The sequence below is a fragment of the Methylovulum miyakonense HT12 genome, from assembly GCF_000384075.1.
GTDB classification, from domain to species: Bacteria; Pseudomonadota; Gammaproteobacteria; order Methylococcales; family Methylomonadaceae; genus Methylovulum; species Methylovulum miyakonense.
Genome location: NZ_KB913025.1, coordinates 2533050 through 2553301 on the forward strand (window position 1 = coordinate 2533050; position 20252 = coordinate 2553301).

General features: G+C 47.6%; 15 protein-coding genes. 9 read left to right on the forward strand and 6 right to left on the reverse strand.

Annotated elements, in window-relative coordinates; genetic code table 11:
* The first annotated feature begins 250 nt into the window (after positions 1–250).
* The 3 genes from METMI_RS23955 to METMI_RS0112730 all read left to right on the forward strand — a co-directional run bounded on the left by METMI_RS23955 (position 251) and on the right by METMI_RS0112730 (position 2724).
* Positions 251–940: a PspA/IM30 family protein gene (locus tag METMI_RS23955; RefSeq protein WP_019866680.1), complete on the forward strand. Its 690-nt coding sequence runs from the start codon at positions 251–253 to the stop codon at positions 938–940.
* 1 nt (position 941) lies between these two features.
* Positions 942–2264 (forward strand): hypothetical protein, encoded by a 1323-nt coding sequence (locus METMI_RS0112725; RefSeq protein WP_019866681.1) that lies wholly within the window; start codon positions 942–944, stop codon positions 2262–2264.
* An 82-nt stretch (positions 2265–2346) separates the two neighbouring features.
* The gene (locus tag METMI_RS0112730; protein ID WP_019866682.1) at positions 2347–2724 is read left to right on the forward strand and encodes a hypothetical protein; all 378 of its coding nucleotides are present in this window, start codon (positions 2347–2349) and stop codon (positions 2722–2724) included.
* A gap of 386 nt (positions 2725–3110) precedes the next feature.
* Here the strand turns inward: METMI_RS0112730 and METMI_RS0112735 are convergent, their stop codons facing one another.
* Positions 3111–4370, reverse strand: a complete 1260-nt coding sequence (locus METMI_RS0112735) for a cytochrome-c peroxidase (RefSeq protein WP_019866683.1) — start codon at positions 4368–4370, stop codon at positions 3111–3113.
* Positions 4371–4558: 188 nt separating this feature from the next.
* Here METMI_RS0112735 and ppnP point away from each other — a divergent pair, with 188 nt between their 5' ends.
* On the forward strand, positions 4559–4870 hold the full coding sequence (ppnP, locus tag METMI_RS0112740; RefSeq protein ID WP_019866684.1) for a pyrimidine/purine nucleoside phosphorylase: 312 nt from the start codon (positions 4559–4561) through the stop codon (positions 4868–4870).
* Positions 4871–4873: 3 nt separating this feature from the next.
* The gene (locus METMI_RS0112745) at positions 4874–5347 is read left to right on the forward strand and encodes a LabA-like NYN domain-containing protein (RefSeq protein ID WP_019866685.1); all 474 of its coding nucleotides are present in this window, start codon (positions 4874–4876) and stop codon (positions 5345–5347) included.
* Positions 5348–5361: 14 nt separating this feature from the next.
* On the opposite strand, the gene METMI_RS0112750 is transcribed toward METMI_RS0112745, so the two are convergent.
* The gene (locus METMI_RS0112750) at positions 5362–6267 is read right to left on the reverse strand and encodes a hypothetical protein (protein WP_019866686.1); all 906 of its coding nucleotides are present in this window, start codon (positions 6265–6267) and stop codon (positions 5362–5364) included.
* Between the two features lie 461 nt (positions 6268–6728).
* Here METMI_RS0112750 and METMI_RS0112755 point away from each other — a divergent pair, with 461 nt between their 5' ends.
* Positions 6729–7298, forward strand: a complete 570-nt coding sequence (locus tag METMI_RS0112755) for an ANTAR domain-containing response regulator (RefSeq protein WP_019866687.1) — start codon at positions 6729–6731, stop codon at positions 7296–7298.
* Between the two features lie 22 nt (positions 7299–7320).
* On the forward strand, positions 7321–8241 hold the full coding sequence (locus METMI_RS0112760; RefSeq protein ID WP_029151673.1) for a GAF domain-containing protein: 921 nt from the start codon (positions 7321–7323) through the stop codon (positions 8239–8241).
* A gap of 271 nt (positions 8242–8512) precedes the next feature.
* Here METMI_RS0112760 and polA read toward each other — a convergent pair whose 3' ends face one another.
* Positions 8513–11272, reverse strand: a complete 2760-nt coding sequence (gene polA / locus METMI_RS23960; protein WP_019866689.1) for a DNA polymerase I — start codon at positions 11270–11272, stop codon at positions 8513–8515.
* Positions 11273–11538: 266 nt separating this feature from the next.
* Between polA and METMI_RS0112775 the strand changes: the two genes are divergently transcribed.
* Positions 11539–11931 carry a hypothetical protein gene (locus tag METMI_RS0112775; protein ID WP_019866690.1) on the forward strand — a complete coding sequence of 131 codons (393 nt, stop codon included), beginning with the start codon at positions 11539–11541 and terminating at the stop codon, positions 11929–11931.
* Between the two features lie 849 nt (positions 11932–12780).
* Here METMI_RS0112775 and METMI_RS23965 read toward each other — a convergent pair.
* The 3 genes from METMI_RS23965 to ribA form a co-directional block, all read right to left on the reverse strand.
* Positions 12781–14691: a hypothetical protein gene (locus METMI_RS23965; protein ID WP_019866692.1), complete on the reverse strand. Its 1911-nt coding sequence runs from the start codon at positions 14689–14691 to the stop codon at positions 12781–12783.
* Positions 14692–14843: 152 nt separating this feature from the next.
* The gene (locus tag METMI_RS0112790; protein ID WP_019866693.1) at positions 14844–16994 is read right to left on the reverse strand and encodes an adenosylcobalamin-dependent ribonucleoside-diphosphate reductase; all 2151 of its coding nucleotides are present in this window, start codon (positions 16992–16994) and stop codon (positions 14844–14846) included.
* A 379-nt stretch (positions 16995–17373) separates the two neighbouring features.
* Positions 17374–17988: a GTP cyclohydrolase II gene (gene ribA / locus METMI_RS23970; protein ID WP_156829847.1), complete on the reverse strand. Its 615-nt coding sequence runs from the start codon at positions 17986–17988 to the stop codon at positions 17374–17376.
* A gap of 808 nt (positions 17989–18796) precedes the next feature.
* Between ribA and METMI_RS0112800 the strand changes: the two genes are divergently transcribed.
* Positions 18797–20209: a sigma-70 family RNA polymerase sigma factor gene (locus METMI_RS0112800; protein ID WP_156829848.1), complete on the forward strand. Its 1413-nt coding sequence runs from the start codon at positions 18797–18799 to the stop codon at positions 20207–20209.
* Positions 20210–20252 lie beyond the last annotated feature (43 nt).

Consider the following 20252-nt stretch of genomic DNA (forward strand, 5'->3'; position numbering starts at 1 on the left):
AGGGTGGGCACGCTGTTTTGCCCACCTTAACAAGATCATAGGTTTAACTCGGCTGACAATATTAAATGGTGGGCAAAACAGCGTGCCCACCCTACCATGTGTGCGTTTTTTGTTTTTTATGTCGGCAATTTTTGTACATAAATTATAGATATTATAAAAAATAATTGCTAACTATTTGTTTTTAAAGCATTCGTAAGCTGGCATCTGTTTTGCTTTAGTCAATAGTACTTTAACCGAACAGGAGCAAGACATGCACAGTTTAAAACGCTTATTTATCACCGTAAAAACCCAATTGGACGGCATCGTCGATGATTTTGAAAACCACGAAGCCGTCGCGGGCGTGGCGATTAAAGATTTGGAAACTTGGCGCAGCAATACCCGCATCCACCAACACCGCCTGCAAAAAATGATGGGGCAATTTGAAAGCCAACTGGCGGAATTGGCGGACGAGGCGGCAACGTGGTCGGCGCGTGCCGTGAAAGTCAGGGAGGCCGACGAGCAAAAGGCCTTGGAATGTGTCAAGCGCATGGTGCGGGCGCAGCAGCAAAGCAAGTTGGTCGCCACGCAATTGCAAGCCACGCAACAACAATACGCGAAGATGGAGTCTGATCTGGCCAATATCCAAAACCAGTTGCACACCTTAAGCACCCAAAAAGCGGTGTTTGCAGCGCGGCAAAACCGTATCCAGTTGCAATCTGGCTTAAAGGGCGGGCGCGACAATCCCGTGGAGCAAGCGCAGAAAATATTCAGCCGTTGGGAAGAAGCCATTGCCGGGGCGGAATTGACCAGCCCCGAACCCATCAACACCGATCCGTTCGCCGACAGTTTTGCCCAAGAAGAAGATGCGTTGGCGTTGAAAATACTGTTGGATGAATTGACGGCTAAGGCCAGTCCGGCAAAAAACGTCGCCGTTAAAACTGATCCTGAACAGGAGAATTGATATGTCCGCTTATAAATTTGATAGCCAGCCAACCGCTTGGCAACCCGAACCCGACGCCCCAAAAGACGCATCCCCATCTACCGCCCGGCAAATCATCCGTTATCTGCGTTGGGCAGGTACGGCCTTGATCGTCATTTCCGCCATCGGCTTTATGCTGCAAGGCCATGCCGATTTGCTGCCTGCCTACCGCTATTGGGTAGGATTGGCCTTTACCTTGGTGCTGTGTGCCGGTGGCATGATTTGCGCCTACGGGCTTAAGGAGGCCACGGGGGCGAGGATTTTCTTTGCCTTGGGCGTGGCATTTCTGCCTGTGCAAGTGTCCCAAGTCAGCGCGATGATTTACGCATACGTCCATGGCGGGCTAGCATTGCAACTGCCCTACAGTTGGTTGCAATTTGACCATGTCAGCCCGTCGTTAATCGCCGTGGACTTTGCCATTACCGCCATTCTATTGGTTTTGGTCAGCTACACCGGCTTTGCCATGCTGGCAAGGCGGCAGGTAAGGCCGCTGATGCAGGCGATGTTGCTGGGCAATAGCCTATTGCTGTTGCCGGTCCGGGATGCTTATTGGATACCCTGGGTCATTGCCTTGTTGTTCTTTGCGCTGAGGGCAATGGAACAGCGGCTTAGGCAGGACAGTTCCATGCATTTGCCCGAAGGCTTTTCGGCGAGGGTTTTAATCAGCCTGCCGTTCTTGATTTTGTTGGGCAGGAGCCTGCTACATCCGGCGTCGCTGCCGTTGGTTGTGGTTATGGCAAGCATTGTTGCGGTCGTTGGTGTCATTGACATCAAACATTACGCGAAGTCGGGTTTAATCATTTATATCGGGCAGTGCATAGGCACATTGGCGACCCTGCTGGCTTGGGGCGTGATCGCCGATAGCCTGGCCAATAGCGGGCATTTGCATTATGGGCTGCTGTTGCCGCTAGCCGTGTTGCTGTTCATGCTGTCCGCTTATGTGGATTACTATGCCGGAGCCTACCGTTTCCTAGGCTCGCTTTTGGCGTTGGGCATCATTTCCGGTGCCTTATTGGACGGGCAGGCCTTGGCACCGCTAATGGCCCTGCTTACAGGTATAGCCTTAAGCTTGGCGGGCTTACGTCACCGTGAAAAAATACCGTTTTTCTCTGGGCATTTGTGTTTTTTAAGCGGGATCTTGTTTTATTGCGGCTATGCCATCGACGCTTATAACCACGCGCCTTGGTTAAGCTCAATTGGTTTGGGGTTGCTCGTGTTGCTGGCGGCTTCTTACCTGGAAAAAAGGCAGCAAGTGATTCTCAGCAAAGTGGATGCTTATTTGAATGAGTTGAGAAGTTGGGGATAAAGCTGGATAACGTCGGGATGCCGCCGCTTTATATCCGGTGGTCCCCACCCGCGCCTTCTGTTGCACCACAAGAGTAAAACTTATGGATAACGATGATTGGACTGTAGATGAAATGGCTTTAGTGGCTGAAAGGCAAGCAGAAATAAACGCAACAACCGAACGAAACGAAGTGCTTCTCGAACTGAAAAAAAGTGAAAAACCCCCGCTCGCCTATATTTTCATTCGGCTTTTGATTGGTCTCATCCCGCCGTTTGCCATGCTTTCTTCTTGGCATGTCTCTTCTGGCCTTGAGGTAATAGGGGAGTACATTCAGTTATTTGGACTACTGTTATTGTCATCCTGTTTTTATTTTTGTTACCTATTCCTTTGGGTGTGCAAGGTGAATTTAGTGCCCTCACTTTTTTATTCAGCCTGCATTGTCGGCGGGGTTTTTTTGCTCCTTGTAATGACCCAACCGTAAATGGGTTGATTGAATAATCTGCTGTTATACTTCAAACGGTCAAGTTTTCGGTTTTAGGATTAACCGTTCGTCCTGAGCCCGTCGAAGGGTGGATGGTTAATCCGCTCATGGTTCGACAAGGCTCTCCTGAGGTATCGAAGGGCTCACCACGAACGGCTTAACCTAAAAAAACCGAAAACTTGACCGTTCAGAGTATATATCCGCTATCAGCCAGAAAAACCGTCCGTTTTTTTATGGCCTGTAGTGAAAGCTGAAGCGGTCAGGCGAGCAATCACTCGCCCTAAAGCCACCGACAATTAAATATTTGCTGAATACAATATCTAATTGCTAACAGGCAGGTCAGTTCACAGCGCAATCAAGCGATGTGCGCACCGCTGGAACTGGCCTCAATACCCTGCACCCACAAACGGCGATGGTGTCCCTGGTGGCACTGAGGGGTCATTGCCCCATTCGGGATAATCGTCAGTCAAGGTTCCCATAAACGCGACCACGGCTTTTTCCTGCGCCGTGGTCAGCCTTAGGTTGCCCAGCTCATCGTGATTGACGTTTTTGTCCACTTCCGGTTTTGGCCAGCCGGAAATGCCAAAGTTGGGGCTGAGGTTGTTGCTGACTTCGCCTAAGGTGTCGCGGGTGTTGTAGAAATGGGTGATTTGTTCGAGCGATGCAAACACGCCATTGTGGCCGTAAGGCGGGGTGATGGCGATATTCCTGAGCGTCATGACTTTATGTTTGCCCCACAAGGCTTTGTCAGGATCTAGTTTTCTAAGGTCGCTGCGTTCGCCTAGGCCTAAATTCGGTTTGGGGTTGCCAGGAATCTTAAGGTTACGCGGCAGGCCGATATTGTCGTAAGTAAAATCGGTGAACAGTGCCGGCACTTTGTTGCCTTGTCCGTCAACGCCAGGCTGGCTGATGTGGCAGGCGGAGCAACCGGCTTTGCCGTTAAACAATTTCAGGCCTTGCGCTTCCAATTCAGTGAACTGGGTTTTTCCCGCCGTGACAAAATCAAATTTGGAATTGAATTTACTGAATACCGGTGATTTTTCAAATTCGGCAATGGCTTGCGCCATTTTATGGTAAATCCCCTCCACTGTTTTAGGTGTCGATTGCTGGAATTGTGCGTCTTTAATATGCGGCACGGCATCCAAGTCCAGTTGGTAGAGCTGGTAAAACGCTTTGACGTAAGCGGTGTTTTCTTTCAGTCGGCTGACTACCGCCCATTGGCTGGGCATTGCCATTTCCACCGGGTTCAACAACGGTTTTTCGGCCTGTCCGGCTAGATCACTGGCGCGCCCGTTCCAGAATTGCCCGCCGATATAAAGCCCTTCTTGTCCATCCCAATGGAATTTTGGGCTAAATGCCGCATAAGCGGCGCTGGGTGCGTTCAATGTGCCCGTGGCGAATTCGATCGAGCCGAGGGAAACCGGTGTGCCATGTTTGGCATTGGCGGGGTCGACGAAAGCGGCGGCTTTACCGGCTATGGTTTTTAGGCTGTGGCATGATGCACAGGATTGGTTACGGTTCGCGGACAAGTTGTTATCGTTATATAAACGTTTGCCCAAATTTTGCTCTTCGGTCAGTTCCGATTGGGCATGGGCGACAAAGCTAAGCGTTAATAAGGCGAAGGGAAGTAGTGGTTTTAGGCGCATGGCGGCAAGTCCATAAAAATTATAGCAATTTAAACAAAAGGATAATGATTAAATGAGAATAATTATTATTCAATACCTAAGGGCTGTCAACCCAAACCCAAAATTTTTGTGCAAGCACGCCAAAATTTAAGGCGTTAATCTGATATGATCTGCCGATTTTTTATTCACTTTATTGCCTAGGAAAAGCCATGTCAGAATTTAATAACGTCACCGTCGTCAAAAAAGCCAATGTCTATTTTGGTGGCAATGTCAGCAGCCGCACCCTCCGCTTTGCTGACGGTTCCAGCAAAACCTTGGGCTTTATGCTCCCTGGCGAATACACGTTCAATACGGCGGCAGCGGAAGTGATGGAAATCCTTGATGGCGACCTGGAAGTGTTATTGCCTGGTGCAGAATGGCAAACGGTCAAGGGCGGCGAAGCGTTCAATGTGCCTGCCAATGCACAATTTACGGTCAAAATCCGCACCGCCACCGATTACTGCTGCTCTTTCCTTAGCTAAGCCATGGAAAAAGTTGCCATTTTTGTTGATGTGCAGAACATCTATTACACGACCCGGCAACGTTACCAGCGGCATTTCAACTACCATGCGTTTTGGGCGCAAGCGACGGCAAACCGGACGGTGGTCGCCGCGTTTGCCTACGCCATTGATAAGGGCGACAGCAAGCAATTGGGGTTCCAACAGATACTGAAAACTATCGGTTTTGAGGTGAAGCTGAAACCTTTTATCCAACGTAGCGACGGGTCGGCAAAAGGCGATTGGGATGTGGGCATAACGCTGGATGTCATTGATTATGCGCCACAGGTTGATGTGGTTATTTTGTTGTCCGGCGACGGTGATTTTGACTTGTTGCTCAATAAAGTCCGTGTGGCCTATGGGGTTGTGGCCGAGGTCTATGGGGTAAGCCCATTGACTGCGCCATCGCTGATCCAGGCCAGCAACCGCTTTATCGCGATTGATGGCCCGCTTTTGCTATGACATGGACAGGTCGGTTACTTTTTGAACAGGCCTTTCAGCAAAGGCCAACCCCGCTCTAGCCATTGTTGGGTGGCCCAAGCCGCTGCAGGCCCGGCCTTTTGGAATAACGATTTCATCCCTGATAGCAGGTGGTCTATCGCCGAGGCTTCTTTGCTGTCACGCAATTGCAAATACCGTGAACCTATCCCGTCAATAAACACAGGTTTGAACAACCACATTTCCAAGATTGACGTGGCCCACATGAACATGAATGAAACCGCCATGCCCATACCGGCAAAAATGACCAGCCATGCGAACATCGGGTGGATTTTAGTCAGCCACCAGGACAATATGTCGGCGATCAGGAAGGTATAAGGCATGCCGATCGCGATACATTTGTACTGCACCGTCGTTGTTTCCGCAAAGCTGAAAATCAACCCGACGAACATAAAAATGAAGCTGATGCCGAACAGATGGATATGGGAAACCCGCGTCAATGATGCAAAGGTCGCGCCTTGGTCCTCTGCGGTTAGGGCTTTCAATTGCTTAAATTCTTTGAAATTAGGTATCCCTGAGGCCGCTTCGTTGTGGCATATCACACAACGTTCCCCGATAATTTTTTCGATGCCGTCAGCTTTATAGTCGGCTTCATCAGCCCCATTCCTGACCCATTCAATCATGTCAAAACGTTCTTGCGCCGAAGCGTTGGCCTTCATCGCCCCGTTCAATTGGTTTTCCAACACCGTACCTGAGCGGTTGCCATAATAGCTGTAAACAATGTCATCAATGGACAAACCAAATTTGCCGTCCGCCATGCCGTGGGTGAACAATATCTGCATCAAGGCAAACATATAACCTATTCCGACGGTACAAAGATAACCCGTAAACAACACTTTAATGGGCGTGTCGTGATCTTTAAGGGGCGTGTATTTCGCTGTCATAATGCTACCTGTATTTTTGGATTAAAAGTTGGATTGAAATCGCAGTCCGATTGTTAGCATACCTGATTGGATTATAATTTTTGCGCTTTATTAACATCACTTTATTATTCATAGTGTTGCCAATTCATGGCCCTTTCCATACCCCTTGATATTAAGCAGTTTTTGTACCGCTGCCATTTGGGCGTCAAATAGCCTGGGCGTTAACCCGATGGCTAGGCAAGGGTGGCCGTAACGTAAACCCGAAGCTCTAAATAAGTGCAACAATGCATCTTTTGCCCCAAATACAGACAAGTATGTGTGCCCATACCGGTGCCAAACAATTGAAGGGGCTATAGATTATTGATGGTACGATACCTGCTTGTTTTTATGGTAAGATTCTGGATGTTCTGCCGTTGGTGCACCAACGTTTTTATTCCCCACCCCGAAGCACTTAAAACGCTTACCGAAACACACCGTCATTTATGTTAAATGTGTTATTGATGGACAGTGATGCCGATAACGCATTGCTGGAAACCTGCCTGTGCCAACAGGGTTTTAACTGCCTGAGAATCCAATACGGCGCGGCATTTTTAACCTTGGTCAAGGACATAAAACCGGATGTGGTCATTTTCAATCTGCACACGCCTTCGGAAAGTTTGTTGGGTGACTTGCGTAGCCTCAGCCAACAATTGCCTTTACCCGTGGTCATCTTCTCTAAAGACGCGCATATTGACACAATTAACCAGGCTATCCAGTCCGAAATCAGCGCCTATATCGTCGATGGTTTTGCCTGCCATCGTTTGGCCAGTATCATCCATGTCGCCCTAGCCCGGTTCCGCCAGCAGCAGGCGCTTAAAAACGCCTTGGAAGAATCGCGGGCGCAGCTTGAAGACCGCAAACTTATTGACCGGGCTAAAGCCATTTTAATCAAGACCCAAAACTTCACCGAAAACGAGGCGTACCATACGCTTAGAAAACTGGCAATGGACCGCAATATTACTTTGGGTGAAATGGCGAAAAATGTCATCGCCATGGCGGCATTGCTTAAGTGAACATTTCCTGCACAACACCATTATGAAAACGTTTATCAAGGTTACAGAGATCTGGATTCCAGACCGTCAACGCACGCAACTGGAATTTGGTTCCGGCTTGTACGGCGCATTGGCTGAATTTAAAGCCGCCAGCGAACAACAGCATTTTGCTTACGATGAAGGTTTGCCCGGCAAAGCCTGGGCGCAGGGGCATCCGGTCATGCTCACCGCGTTTGAGCATTCCTACTTCAAACGCACCGCCGCCGCCAAAAAAGCCGGGTTGACCTGCGGCATCGCCATTCCGATTTTTTCCGGCGACTTCCTGCTTGCCGTCGTCATGTTCCTCTGCGGTGATGACGAAGACCACGCGGGGGCCATCGAAGTCTGGAGCAACCACAATGACGCCGGACAGCTCAGCGTCATGGACGGTTATTATGGCACGCTGCACCATTTTGAACGGCTATCCAGGCAAATCACCATGCCCAAAGGCCAGGGCATCCCGGGGCAAGTCTGGGCGTCAGGCATGCCTATCCTGATTGAAAATATCGGCCAACCGGACATTTTCGTGCGCGGCGTTGAAGCGCAAAAAGCCGGGATCTCCACTTGCCTAGGCATCCCGATAACGGACAATGGGGAACAAGTTTATATCATGACCTTCCTGTCCGCGAAAGCCACGCCACTGGCCAAACGTATCCAAATTTGGATACCCGACGCCCAAAACAAAAGCTTGAGTTGCCAGCAAGGTTACAGCAAAGACAACAACGAACTGGCGCAAATCTTTGAAACCCTCACCATCAAAAAAGGTGAGGGCGCCTTAGGCCGCGTCTGGTTAACAGGTATGCCAGTCATTACCGGGGACCACGATGCCGAATATAATCCGGAATTGGATAATTTAAGCACCATGCTGGCGATCCCCGTCATTGAAGGCGGGCGGATGAAGGCGATTGTGACGTTTTTGTTCTGAATGTGGTGAAGGCGGCATGATCTGTTGTTAGCTGGGCACCGCTAATGGTCTGGCAAATTCTGGCCAAGATTTTTTAATGCCTTCCCTAAAGCCACGACTAACCGTCAGCCGATCAGTTACATTAAAAACAGTTTTCAGCCCGGAATAGGACTTTCTGGCCGCAGTTTTCACCTGTCGCGGCTTTGTGGGGTCGCACGGTTGAGGCTTTTGTCCTTAGATGCCGTTTTGGGTAGTGGCGCCTACCCCATTGCAACATCCAGGGCCGCCCCTGTTAATGGGCTTCATCCCAATTGTCCCCGATCCCCACATCCACCACCAACGGCACTTTTAGGTCGGCGGCGGCGCACATCAGGTTTTTGATTTCGGCGGTGCAGGCATCCAGCTGGTTTTCCGCGACTTCAAACACCAATTCATCATGCACTTGCATAATCATCTTGGCATCGGCCAACCCTTCATTTAGCCAAGTGTCCGTGGCGGTCATCGCCCGTTTGATGATGTCGGCCGCCGTGCCTTGCATGGGCGCGTTGATCGCCGTGCGTTCGGCGTATTGGCGGATATTGGCGTTGCGTGCTTTGATGTCCGGCAAATACAAACGCCGCCCAAAAAGCGTTTCGACAAAACCTTGCTCCCGCGCCTGTTCGCGGATGCTGTCCATGTAGTTTTTCACGCCCGGATAGCGGGCAAAATACAGATCAATATAGGCTTGCGCTTGGTTGCGCCCCAAACCCAATTGCTGTGCCAAACCAAAGGATGACATCCCGTAAATCAGGCCAAAATTGATGGCTTTGGCGGAGCGGCGCAAATCGTGGGTGACTTGCTCCAGCGGCACGCCAAACACTTCGGCGGCGGTGGCTTTGTGGATGTCCTCGCCGAGCCGGAACGCTTCCAATAAACCCTCGTCCGCCGACAAATGCGCCATGATGCGCAGTTCAATTTGCGAATAGTCGGCGGCAACGATTTTATAGCCGGACGGGGCAATAAAGGCTTGGCGGATTTTGCGGCCTTCCGCGCTACGTATCGGGATATTTTGCAGGTTGGGGTCGGATGATGACAAGCGCCCGGTGGCGGCTACGGCCTGATGGTAAGAGGTGTGGATGCGTCCCGTTTGGCTGTCCACCTGTTGCGGCAGCTTGTCGGTATATGTGGATTTGAGTTTGCTTAAGCCGCGGTATTCCAAAATCACTTTGGGCAAGGGATAGTCCACCGCCAATTCCTGCAACACTGATTCGTCCGTGGAAGGTTGGCCTTTCGGGGTTTTTTTCAAGATGGGCAGTTTGAGCTGGTCGTATAAAATGTCCTGGATTTGTTTTGGCGAACCCAGGTTAAAGGCGCGCCCCGCCAGATCATGGGCGTGTTGCTCCAGGGTGATGATATGGCTGGACAGTTCCAAACTTTGCTGGGCGAGCATGGCGGTGTCGATCAGCACGCCGTTGCGCTCAATCCGCGCCAATACCGGAACCAGCGGCATTTCCAGGTCTTGGTAAAGCTGGTGGAGGGTAGGGTGCTGTTGCAATTTCGGCAACAAAGCCTGATGCAAACGCAAGGTGATGTCGGCATCTTCGGCGGCATAGGGCGTGGCCTGGTCGATGGCGATGTCGGCAAAACCCAGTTGTTTCGCGCCTTTGCCCGCGACGTCTTCGTAATGGATGGTGTCTAGTCCCAAATATTTTTTCGCCAGGTCATCCATATTATGGCGGCTGGCGGTGCTGTTCAGGACATATGATTCCAGCATCGTGTCATGGGCAATGCCGCGCAGGCTGATGCCGTGGTTGGCCAGTACGTGCATGTCGTATTTCAGGTTTTGCCCGACTTTGGCCTTGGCGGGGTTTTCCAGCAAGGGGCGCAGTTTTTCCAACGCTTCGGTACGGTCTAGCTGTTGGGGCGCATCAGGATAGGTATGCGCCAAGGGCAGGTAGGCGGCGTGCCCCGCTTCCACGGCAAACGACACGCCGACGATGTGCGCTTGGCTGTAATCCAAACTGGTGGTTTCAGTGTCGAAGGCGAACAGTTCGGCGGCTTCCAGGCGTTTGAGCCAAGCAGAAAGCTGGGCTTCAGTCAGGATGGTTTCGTAAGTTTTTTGGACGTTTTCGTTTGGGTTTGCGAGGTCTTCAAAACCTGGAAGGCCTTCTGTTATTGGCGCAGGTTTGGTTGGTGCGGGGGGATTGGCAACCCCGTTATCCAATGTTTTCAACCATGAAGAAAACCCCAATTCCGTCAGCAGGGCCTTCAGGGTGGCCTTGTCCATCGCTTGCTGGTGCAAGTCTTCAATACCAAAGGGCAATGCCAAATCGCAACTGATGGTTGTCAATTGTTTGGCGAGCGGTAGCTGCGCCAAGGCTTCGCGCAAATTGTCGCCAATCTTGCCCTTAATTTCATGGGCATGTGCCATCAGGTTTTCTAACGTTTCATAGTGCTCCAGCCATTTCGCGGCGGTTTTGGGGCCAACTTTGGGGACGCCAGGGATGTTGTCGACCGCGTCGCCCATCAGGGCCAGATAATCGACGATCTGCTCCGGCCTTACGCCAAATTTGTCAATCACGCCCTGGATGTCCATGCGGGTGTTTGACATGGTGTTTTCAAGGATGACCTGCCCGTTGACCAATTGCGCCATGTCCTTGTCGCCAGTGACGAGAATGACGTGATAGCCGGATGCCACGCCACGATAGGCCAGCGTCCCCATGACATCGTCCGCTTCCACGCCTGGTTCCATCACCAATGGCAAACCCATTGCCCTGACCAATTGATGTAGCGGCCCGATTTGGACGCGCAAATCATCGGGCATCGGTGGGCGGTGGGCTTTGTATTGGTCGTAAAGGTCGTTACGGAAAGTTTTGCCTGGCGCGTCAAAAATGACCGAGATATGGTCGTCCACATAGTCGGCCATGAGCTTGCGCAACATATTGCTGACCCCGTAAATGGCGTTGGTGGGTTTCCCGTCGGGGCTGGTTAACGGCGGCACGGCGTGGTAAGCCCGGAAGAGGAAGGATGAGCCATCGACAAGGACGAGATGTTTTGGGGCAGGTTGCGTCATAGTTTCAATAGGGTAAATGGTAAAAATGCATTTTGAGGTTCGTCAAAAAGCAAATACTTTACAGCACCCACTATGACACAACCAAGTGTTTAAGGACAACATCGGCTCTTGTATTGCCGGATCGGCCATCCGTTTTAAAGCCAAAATGCAAACTTTGCATATGAATCATCCGCCATTTCGGTTTTTTGACAAAACAAAATTAAAAATAGGGTTATCCCAAAGCGGCGCGTACAATCCAAGGCAATTATTTAATTCTAAAAAGGGAAATGATTGTGAAAAAATTAACTTGGGTGGCGGCGGTATTGGCTTCAGGCGTTTTGGCAAGCACGGCATACGCGGATATTGCGCTAACATCCAAAGACGACATGCACGGCAAATGGAAATTGCAATACACCAAAAACTCGCTGACCGCCAAAGAAACCGTACAACGGGAAGATTCGTGGGAGTTTTCCGGCGGCAAAGTCACCATCACCAACATCGCCCGCGAAGGTGGGCATTACGACCAAGTCCCGCTGAATTACGAGATTGAAAACGGCAAATTAAAAGTGCCTTTTGTGGGCAGGTCAGGGTTTGACGTTTTCACTTTAGAAGAACGCAACGCCGACACCATGACCTTGAAAGGGAAGTTTGGCGAGTTGTATTATTTTGTGAAGAAATAAACGGGATTTACAAACTAGGCGGATTTGCTGACCAGCTATCCGCCTCAGCTTTATGCTTTTCATAGCTTTCAATAAATCCCCCCAAAGCGGTTACCCATCGCGCCAAAGAGTGTTTTTCATTGGTTCCACCCAAATCCAACAAGTAATTTAATACGCTGATGGCGGTTTTATAATCGCTTTCGTAATTTAGGATGATGAAGCGATAATCTTACTTTGCTGACTTATTTTCTGGGCTAGTACAAAATCATTTTAAGGATTTGGGGGCGGTCTACAAAAAGCCTCTGTGGAACTACTGGGGCTTTTTGTTTTTTGGGGTTTAAGTGGAATGGATTTGGCTCTCGTATCCTGCTTCTTTATTGCCTTGCCAATTTCCAACGTGAATTGGTAGTGAGCAGATTCGTAGGGTGGGCAACGCTTTTTTGCCCACCATTCTCGGCATAATCGGTGGACAGAAAAACGTAGACCACCCTATCAGGCTGCCAAAATAGAAGGATGGCGTAGCTTGTATGCAGCGGTAGCAAAATACGGGGTTCAAAACCGTAGAGTTGCCAATCCCGATTTTCCGTGCCGGAATAGTGCGATTGCTTACGGCATGTCATTGCCGAGAAAACCCGTAATCCGCCTCGCTCCTTACAGGCTACTTGCTTTTTTGCCCACCATTCTCGGCATAATCGGTCGACAGAAATACATAGGCCATCCTATCAGGCTGCCAAAATAGAAGGATGGTGTAGCACGTATGCAGCGATAGCGAAATACGGAGTCCGAAACTTCTCTCCTTACAGGCTTGTTATTCCGGATTGCACCAGATAGTAAAAATTAGAAAATTTAACTTGAAATTCAACAGAGTATCTAACTAGCTTGATTATCAAACTTAATATTTAGCTCTTTCTCCTTTTTTATTAGTCTTGATTTTAAAAAATATCCACCAATCACTTTTTGGATTTGCTTGACAGTAGTTCCGTAAAAATAGCCAAAAAATGAAAAAATAGTTACAAATCCAAAGCATATCTGAAACAAAATTTGATCTGAATTAATAAAACCATAAATTAATCCTAAAATAAGCAAAAAACCTAAGAATATAGAGATGGCGCGAGCGTCTCTTCTTACAAGTGCCTCTTGTTGCCAATAAATAGATTGTTTAAAATATTCTTCTTTTTCTTTTAATTCGTTAAGTTGGGTAGTGGTTTTCTCAAGTTTTTTGCTTACTTCCAAAAGCTTTGCATTTTCTTCCGATTTAATTTCATCCGTTACCCGGCTTAAAGTTTCCGTAATTGTTTGTGCTGTTAAAGCATTTTCCTCGCCAAGAGTCAGTTTCATTAATTCATCTGTGATATGAATATTGCTCCTTAATAACTGGTGATCTCTTGGAGAAATTTTCCCAATGTTTTCAAGTTTTTCAGTTTCAGAAAGAAATTTCTCCCAAAAAATGGGATTTGAATTTAGCCCTGCATATGCCATGGCAAGAACTTCTTTTCTAGGTAAGCTTGGTGCACCTTGAGGGGCTTTTAGCCAAGCTATATTAGCCAGACTAAAATCAGTAATTACACTGGATATTTCTTTAGATTCACTTTGGTTTTTACCAAACTCATATGCAGCCTTTGAAAACGCAGTGTTATTAGTTACAAGAACAGCCTTGCATTTTTCAATACTGAATGGGGATGAGCCTTCTCTTAACACATAAATACTTCTAACGGAATTGATGTCGTAGACTCGTGCTTTTGGATTCTTGTAAGAAACCTCATCATCAAGAGAATTAGCAAAATTTGTTTCGCTAATTTGAAATTTTTCTAAATATGCAGGTGTACCGTTTATGCTTATTTTGTATTTTTCAAGATACTCATCAATTTTTTCTGCCATTAATAACAAATCAGATTTTGATATATTTTGGCGCCTTGCTTCTAGGATAATCTCACCTTTACCTTGATTCGAATTTACAAAGTCTGACGACCGTCTTAGGACTCCTTCCAATTCTTCTCTGGTATGACTGAAACAGGCAAATTTCCCATCTAGTTTTAAAACTAAACGCAACATTTCCTCTACTGCTTGTTTTTTGGGTTCTCCGCCTAATCCAAATAACTGAACAAGTAGGGGGGTATCAAGATAAAAACAAACATCTTGAAATGATTTAGTTGCAAACTTTAAATCAGGGCATAAAAGCGCATTAGCAAGCATATGTCCTTGAACTAAACATATAAAACTTTCAAATCGTTCTGGATCGTTTTTATTTAGATAATTAATATACTGACTAACTAAAATAATTTTCCAATCTTTTCCGTTTGGAACATCAGGTATGGTTGTTCCTCTCAAGTAGGCTTTAAGGCATGGAATTGAAAATTTAGATAGAAAAATTAAAAGAACATCTATTGCTATTTCTTCATTAAACTCCTTATTGGCAACAGTTTCTTCTTTAAAATATTTAATAAGCCCTTCGATTACTGCAGATATATGCCGCTCTGCAATTGCTTTATCTTTAGCAATATTAGTTAGTGGAAAAGGATCTATTACTATATAGTTCCCATCAATTTTTTTTATGACACCTGATTTTGAAATTCTTTGAAGAACTATCTGTACAGTTCTTCTAGGTATTACTAAACCAAATTTATTTCTTAATAGTTCTGTAATTATTTCGTCGGTTATTAGGTTATCTAAATTTGGAAAAATATCCAGGACAAAGGGGCGTAAATATTCGAGATAATCTTTTCCTTCATCAATATTGACTTTAAGCATTGCTAGACTAATTAAGGTCGCTTCTTTATCCAAAATAAATCTCCAAATTTTACTAATAAGCCATTTAGGGTAAGCATTTCGTAACTATTGAAAGGTTGGTTTAACATCTAAATTCGAGAAGGTAAGCCATGCGTACTCTACAAACTACAAATCCTTGAGTATAAATGGCCGTAAAAATCGCAAACTCAAAACTTCCCGTAATACCCCTCTTTCAAGGCATCGAACAAATTCGCGGCAGAATGGATTTCGCCGTCGTATTCCACTTCTTCATTGCCTTTCAATTCCACTACTGAGCCGTCTTCCAGCGTGAACTGGTAGGTGGTGTTTTCCAGGTCGGATTCTTTGACCAACACGCCTTGGAACACTTCGGGGTTGAAGCGGAAGGTGGTGCAGCCTTTTAGGCCTTGTTCGTAGGCGTATTGGTAGATGGACTTGAAATCTTCATACGGGTAATCGGTCGGCACGTTGGCGGTTTTGCTGATGGACGAGTCTATCCATTTTTGCGCGGCTGCTTGGATGTCAACGTGTTGTTTGGGCGTGACATCATCGGCGGCGATGAAGTATTTGGGCAATTGTTGTTTGGGGTCGTCGCTGTAGGGTATGGCATCAGGGTTGACCATGTGGCGGTAGGCCAGCAGTTCAAATGAAAAGACATCGACTTTTTCCTTGGATTTTTTACCGGCGCGGATGATGTTGCGCGAGTAATGGTGCGCGAAGCTGGGTTCGATGCCATTGCTGGCGTTATTGGCAAGCGACAGGGAAATGGTGCCAGTCGGCGCAATCGAGCTGTGGTGGGTGAAGCGGGCGCCTGTTTCTGCCAGTTGTTGCACCAGTTCTGGCTCGACTTGGGCGATTTTCTGCATGTAGCGGCTGTATTTGGCGTGCAGGATTTTGCCAGGGACTTGGTCGCCGATTTTGTAACCGTCGGCGAGCATTTCCGGGCGTTGATGCAGCAAAGCGCCGGTAACGGTGAACAGCTGTTCCATTATCGGTGCCGGGCCTTTTTCTTTTGCCAAAGACAGTGCGGCTTTCCAGCCTTCTACCGCCAATACTTTGGTGACTTCTTCGGTGAATTCTAAAGAGGTGGGGTCGCCGTATCTCATGCCAAGCATGGTGACAGTCGAGCCTAGGCCTAGATAACCCATGCCATGGCGGCGTTTGCTGGTGATTTCTTCGCGTTGCTTGGCTAAGGGCAAGCCATTGAGTTCGACGACGTTGTCGAGCATGCGGGTAAAAATCTTGATGGTTTTGCGGTAAGCGTCCCAGTCAAAATAAGCGTCGGCGGTGAAGGGTTTTTTCACGAAGCGGGTCAGGTTGATGGAACCTAGCAAGCATGAGCCGTAAGGCGGCAACGGTTGCTCTCCGCAGGGGTTGGTCGCGCGGATTTTTTCGCAAAACCAGTTGTTGTTCATCTCGTTGACTTTGTCGATCAGGATGAAGCCCGGTTCGGCGTAGTCGTAAGTTGAGCTCATGATCATGTCCCACAAGCGCCGGGCGGGCATGATTTTGGTGACGCGGCAGGCAACTAGGCCGTCGTCGTTGACGATGTAGTTGCTTTTGTTGGGGAAGTCCCGCCAGATAATCTGTTCGCTGTTATTGAGGTCGAGTTTATCGGCTTGGGCCTCTTTTTCGGTGACCGGAAAAGATAGCGCCCAGGTTTTGTCGTTTTTGACGGCTTGCATAAATTCGGCGGTGACCAGCAAAGACAAGTTGAATTGGCGTAAGCGGCCATCTTCACGTTTGGCCCGGATAAATTCGATGACATCAGGATGGCCGACATCGAAAGTCGCCATTTGCGCCCCGCGCCGCCCGCCTGCTGAGGAAACGGTGAAACACATTTTGTCGTAAATGTCCATGAACGACAGCGGCCCGGAGGTGTACGCGCCGGCACCGGATACATACGCGCCTTTGGGGCGGAGGGTGGAAAATTCATAGCCGATGCCGCAGCCCGCTTTCAATGTCAGTCCGGCTTCATGGACTTTGTGGAGGATGTCGTCCATGGAATCGGCAATGATGCCGGATACGGTGCAGTTGATGGTGGAGGTGGCGGGTTTGTGTTCCAGGGCGCCTGCATTCGAGACAATGCGCCCCGCAGGGATCGCCCCTTGCCGCAATGCCCAGAGAAATTCTTTGTAATGTTGTTCTTGTTTGGCCTTGCTTTGTTCGGCGTCGGACAAGGCTTTGGCGACACGTTGGTAAGTGCCGTCAATAGTGCTGTCCAAGGCGGCGCCTTCTTTAGTTTTTAGGCAATATTTAGTGTCCCAAATATCCATTGAGGCGTCTTGGAAGGGGATATCGGTTACGTTGTTGGCAATAGCATGGAGTTGTGCGGACATTGTGGGCATCCTCTAGGGGTATTGGAATGGGGAGGGGAAAAGAGGCCATAAATCAGTACCTTAGCAGTAGGTGGATAAATGGCTTTAACGCTATATGTAGTTGTTGAAAGTTATATTAACACAATATGTAGTGGTTAAAAGGGGAATTGGTAGAAATATTTTTTTTCTAAAAACTGCTTGCCAGAGGGGGCGCTTTAGGGTAATTGCAGAAGAAAAATGGCGTCGCCATACAGATCCGGCTAAGCGATTGTCCTAAAAGGGGATTGCTTCCGGGGAGGATATTGGGTGCGGTAGGTTTTTTGCTGGGCGGTATATTGCAGACGTAAAAAGGGGCGTTTTTACGTCTTGTTAAACGTACTTGGGGCGGATTGCAAAGGGCTCAATCTTGTTCATTTTGCGTCTGAAATAACCAGTGCTTCATCTTTTGGGCTTTAGTTTGTAAATAACCCAAATTATCAACATTAGCGGCCACTTCAATCGGGATCCGTCCGGTGATTGTGATCCCCAGTTTTTTTAAGCCATCAATTTTCTTAGGGTTATTGGTTATCAATTGGATCGATTTGATTTGCAGGCTTTCCAGGATGAGCCCTGCAATCCCATATTCCCTTTCGTCCGCCTGATAGCCTAAATGTAGGTTGGCATCGACGGTGTCCATGCCCTGGTCCTGCAAATTATAAGCCTGGAGTTTTTTTAATAAGCCAATGCCACGGCCTTCCTGGCGCAAATAAATTAGCACGCCGCGTTCGGCCTTATCAATAAGGTGCATCGCCATATCCAGTTGTTCGCCGCAGTCGCAACGTCTGGAGCCTAAGACATCACCGGTGAAGCATTCGGAGTGGATGCGTACCGGCACGTCCTCCTGATGGGCGACTTCGCCTTTGACCAGGGCGATGTGTTCTTTGTTATCAATAGAATTGCTGTAGTAATGCAGGATAAACTCGCCATGTTGGGTTGGGATAGGCGTTTGTACTAAGTCTTCTAATAGTGGTTTCACGTCAATAATCAATTTAAAAATTTCACAATAGTCCATCCACAACTGGAAACAGGCCGTGGAATAAGTTGGGTTGCTATATTTTACCTGAGCAGGGCGTAGTCGGTGCATTAAATCCAGTTGGACACCATTTATTTTTTAGGGCGATGGGGGAATAGGCCAGACCCTTGAATGCCAACCTTTTACGGTCCAATAATAGGTAATGGCCGGTGTGTTGCAACTGCGTCTAATGGGCAAAAGTATTTTTTTATCCGTTCAGCAACCGTTTAGGTAACGGGTATATATTCAAACTCAAGAAGAGTGTCTGGCATTTTGAAAGTTTGACAATAGCTTTATAAAAAACCTATATAGGTTAACCGGATTCTAATTATTGAAAGCATTTCATGTTGGTTTGTTATTGGTTTTTATAGGATGCCAGCTGAAAATCCATGAAAATGACATGGATATTTTGTTTATCAATAGCATAAACGGCTTGTCTCGTCTTGGTGGTGTCAGTTGTTTGGGTTAAGTGAGCCTTCGTTAATTAAACAAATGACAGTTTTATTTTAGCTTGTCTTATTTTTGTTCATGTTTTGTAAAACTATATCTTGACGTAAACAAGGCTTGTTGTTAAATTATTATATAGCGAAAGATAAACAGACTGATTCGAATAAATTAACAATGATGTGGAAAATTGTCTGGATTTTGCACGTTGTGGATTAGAAAAAACTAAGCGCGCACGGTTGATTGATTTCAAGCTTATTGCTCCTACTCAATTTAGTTGCGGCCTGATGGTATATATAAGACGCTTTTTTGGCGGGGAATGGGTGAAATGGCTTACTTAACTGAACATTTGTCAAGACAAGAATTAGGTGCTGTAGTTAAAAGCGGCGGTGCCGGCACGGTATCCAGTCAGTTTGTCAGTAGTGTTAGTCCGGCACAAGTCACCAACGAGCATTGCAATTTTGAGATTGCCCGCAGATTAAATGATGAAAAATATAAACTGATAAACGGGTTGTCGCAATTCCCGGCGACCGCTTTGTTGTTGCTGAATGCCCATGAAAAGATGGCCGGCCTGTCAGAGCAGGATGAAGAATCCGCATTGGTTTCAGATTTGGCGTCCGCCCTAAGTGAAATTAAAAAATATTTCTTGGAGGCCAGTCAAAGCCTATCAGGGGCGGGACAAAGCGATTCTTTATACCTGGGTTACAAGCAAAACTTGGTGTCCGTTTTGCAGGCCTTCCCCTTCTCATTTGAAGAGCTCAATAAAATTACCGAGGTCATTGTTTATGCCTATAAGATCAGAGGCCTTTGCTATCAGCCTGCACATGAGGCTGACAGTAAAAATTCCGGTTTAATCATTAGGCGCTTGGAAGGCTCTAAGCGCCGGAACCGCGCTAATGTTAGCAGTATGGCTGATTTGTTTAGGGAAATAGATGGCTTTGATTATGATGAGCAATTTTTGTTTTTGCCAACTTCGGAAATGCACAAATATTTTACCGATATTGTCATTGCCGAGCACCGTTGGCTAGCGGCAAGGAAGCAATTGGCGGAAGCCAATAACAAACTGGTGCTGTTCATTGCTAACCAATATAAAGCCGGTTTCTTGGATTTTGAAGACCTGGTCCAGGAAGGCCAGACCGGTTTGCTAAAAGCGGTGGACCGCTTTGATTATCGGCTGGGGTTTCAGTTTTCAACCTATGCGGGATATTGGATCCGGCAAGCCATATCACGCTCGTTGTCCCGTTGTGAACGCCTGGTGCGTGTGCCCTGCGGCCAGGTGGCGAATATGAACAAGTTGTTCCGTGCCAAAAACGAGTTAATGGCTAAGACCGGACAAGAGCCGTCGGTGGCGGAATTGTCAGAATACACCAAGCTGTCAAGTGATGACGTCAATATGATTTTGTCCATCTCCCAAACCGTAATGTGCTTAGAGGGGACGGAAGATGAAGAAGACGCTTTCGCCCCGATTGATTATCTTGAGCAACAGGTTTTTATCCATGCGTTTACCTCAATAGCCGAAGACGATTTGGACCGCTTATTGGGCAAGGCGATTGGATCCCTGAATTCACGTGAGGCAAAAGTCATTTGTAGCCATTTTGGGGTCGATGCCGACAAGGAAATGACCTTGCAAGAAATTGGTGGCGAATTGAACCTGACCAGGGAACGGGTTAGGCAGATCCAGGTGATGGCGCTAAATAAAATTAAAGCCAATTACGGCCAGCAATTGATGTGTTTTTTGTAAAAACACAGTTAGCTCATTTGACACAATCTTATTAAGGCCGGGA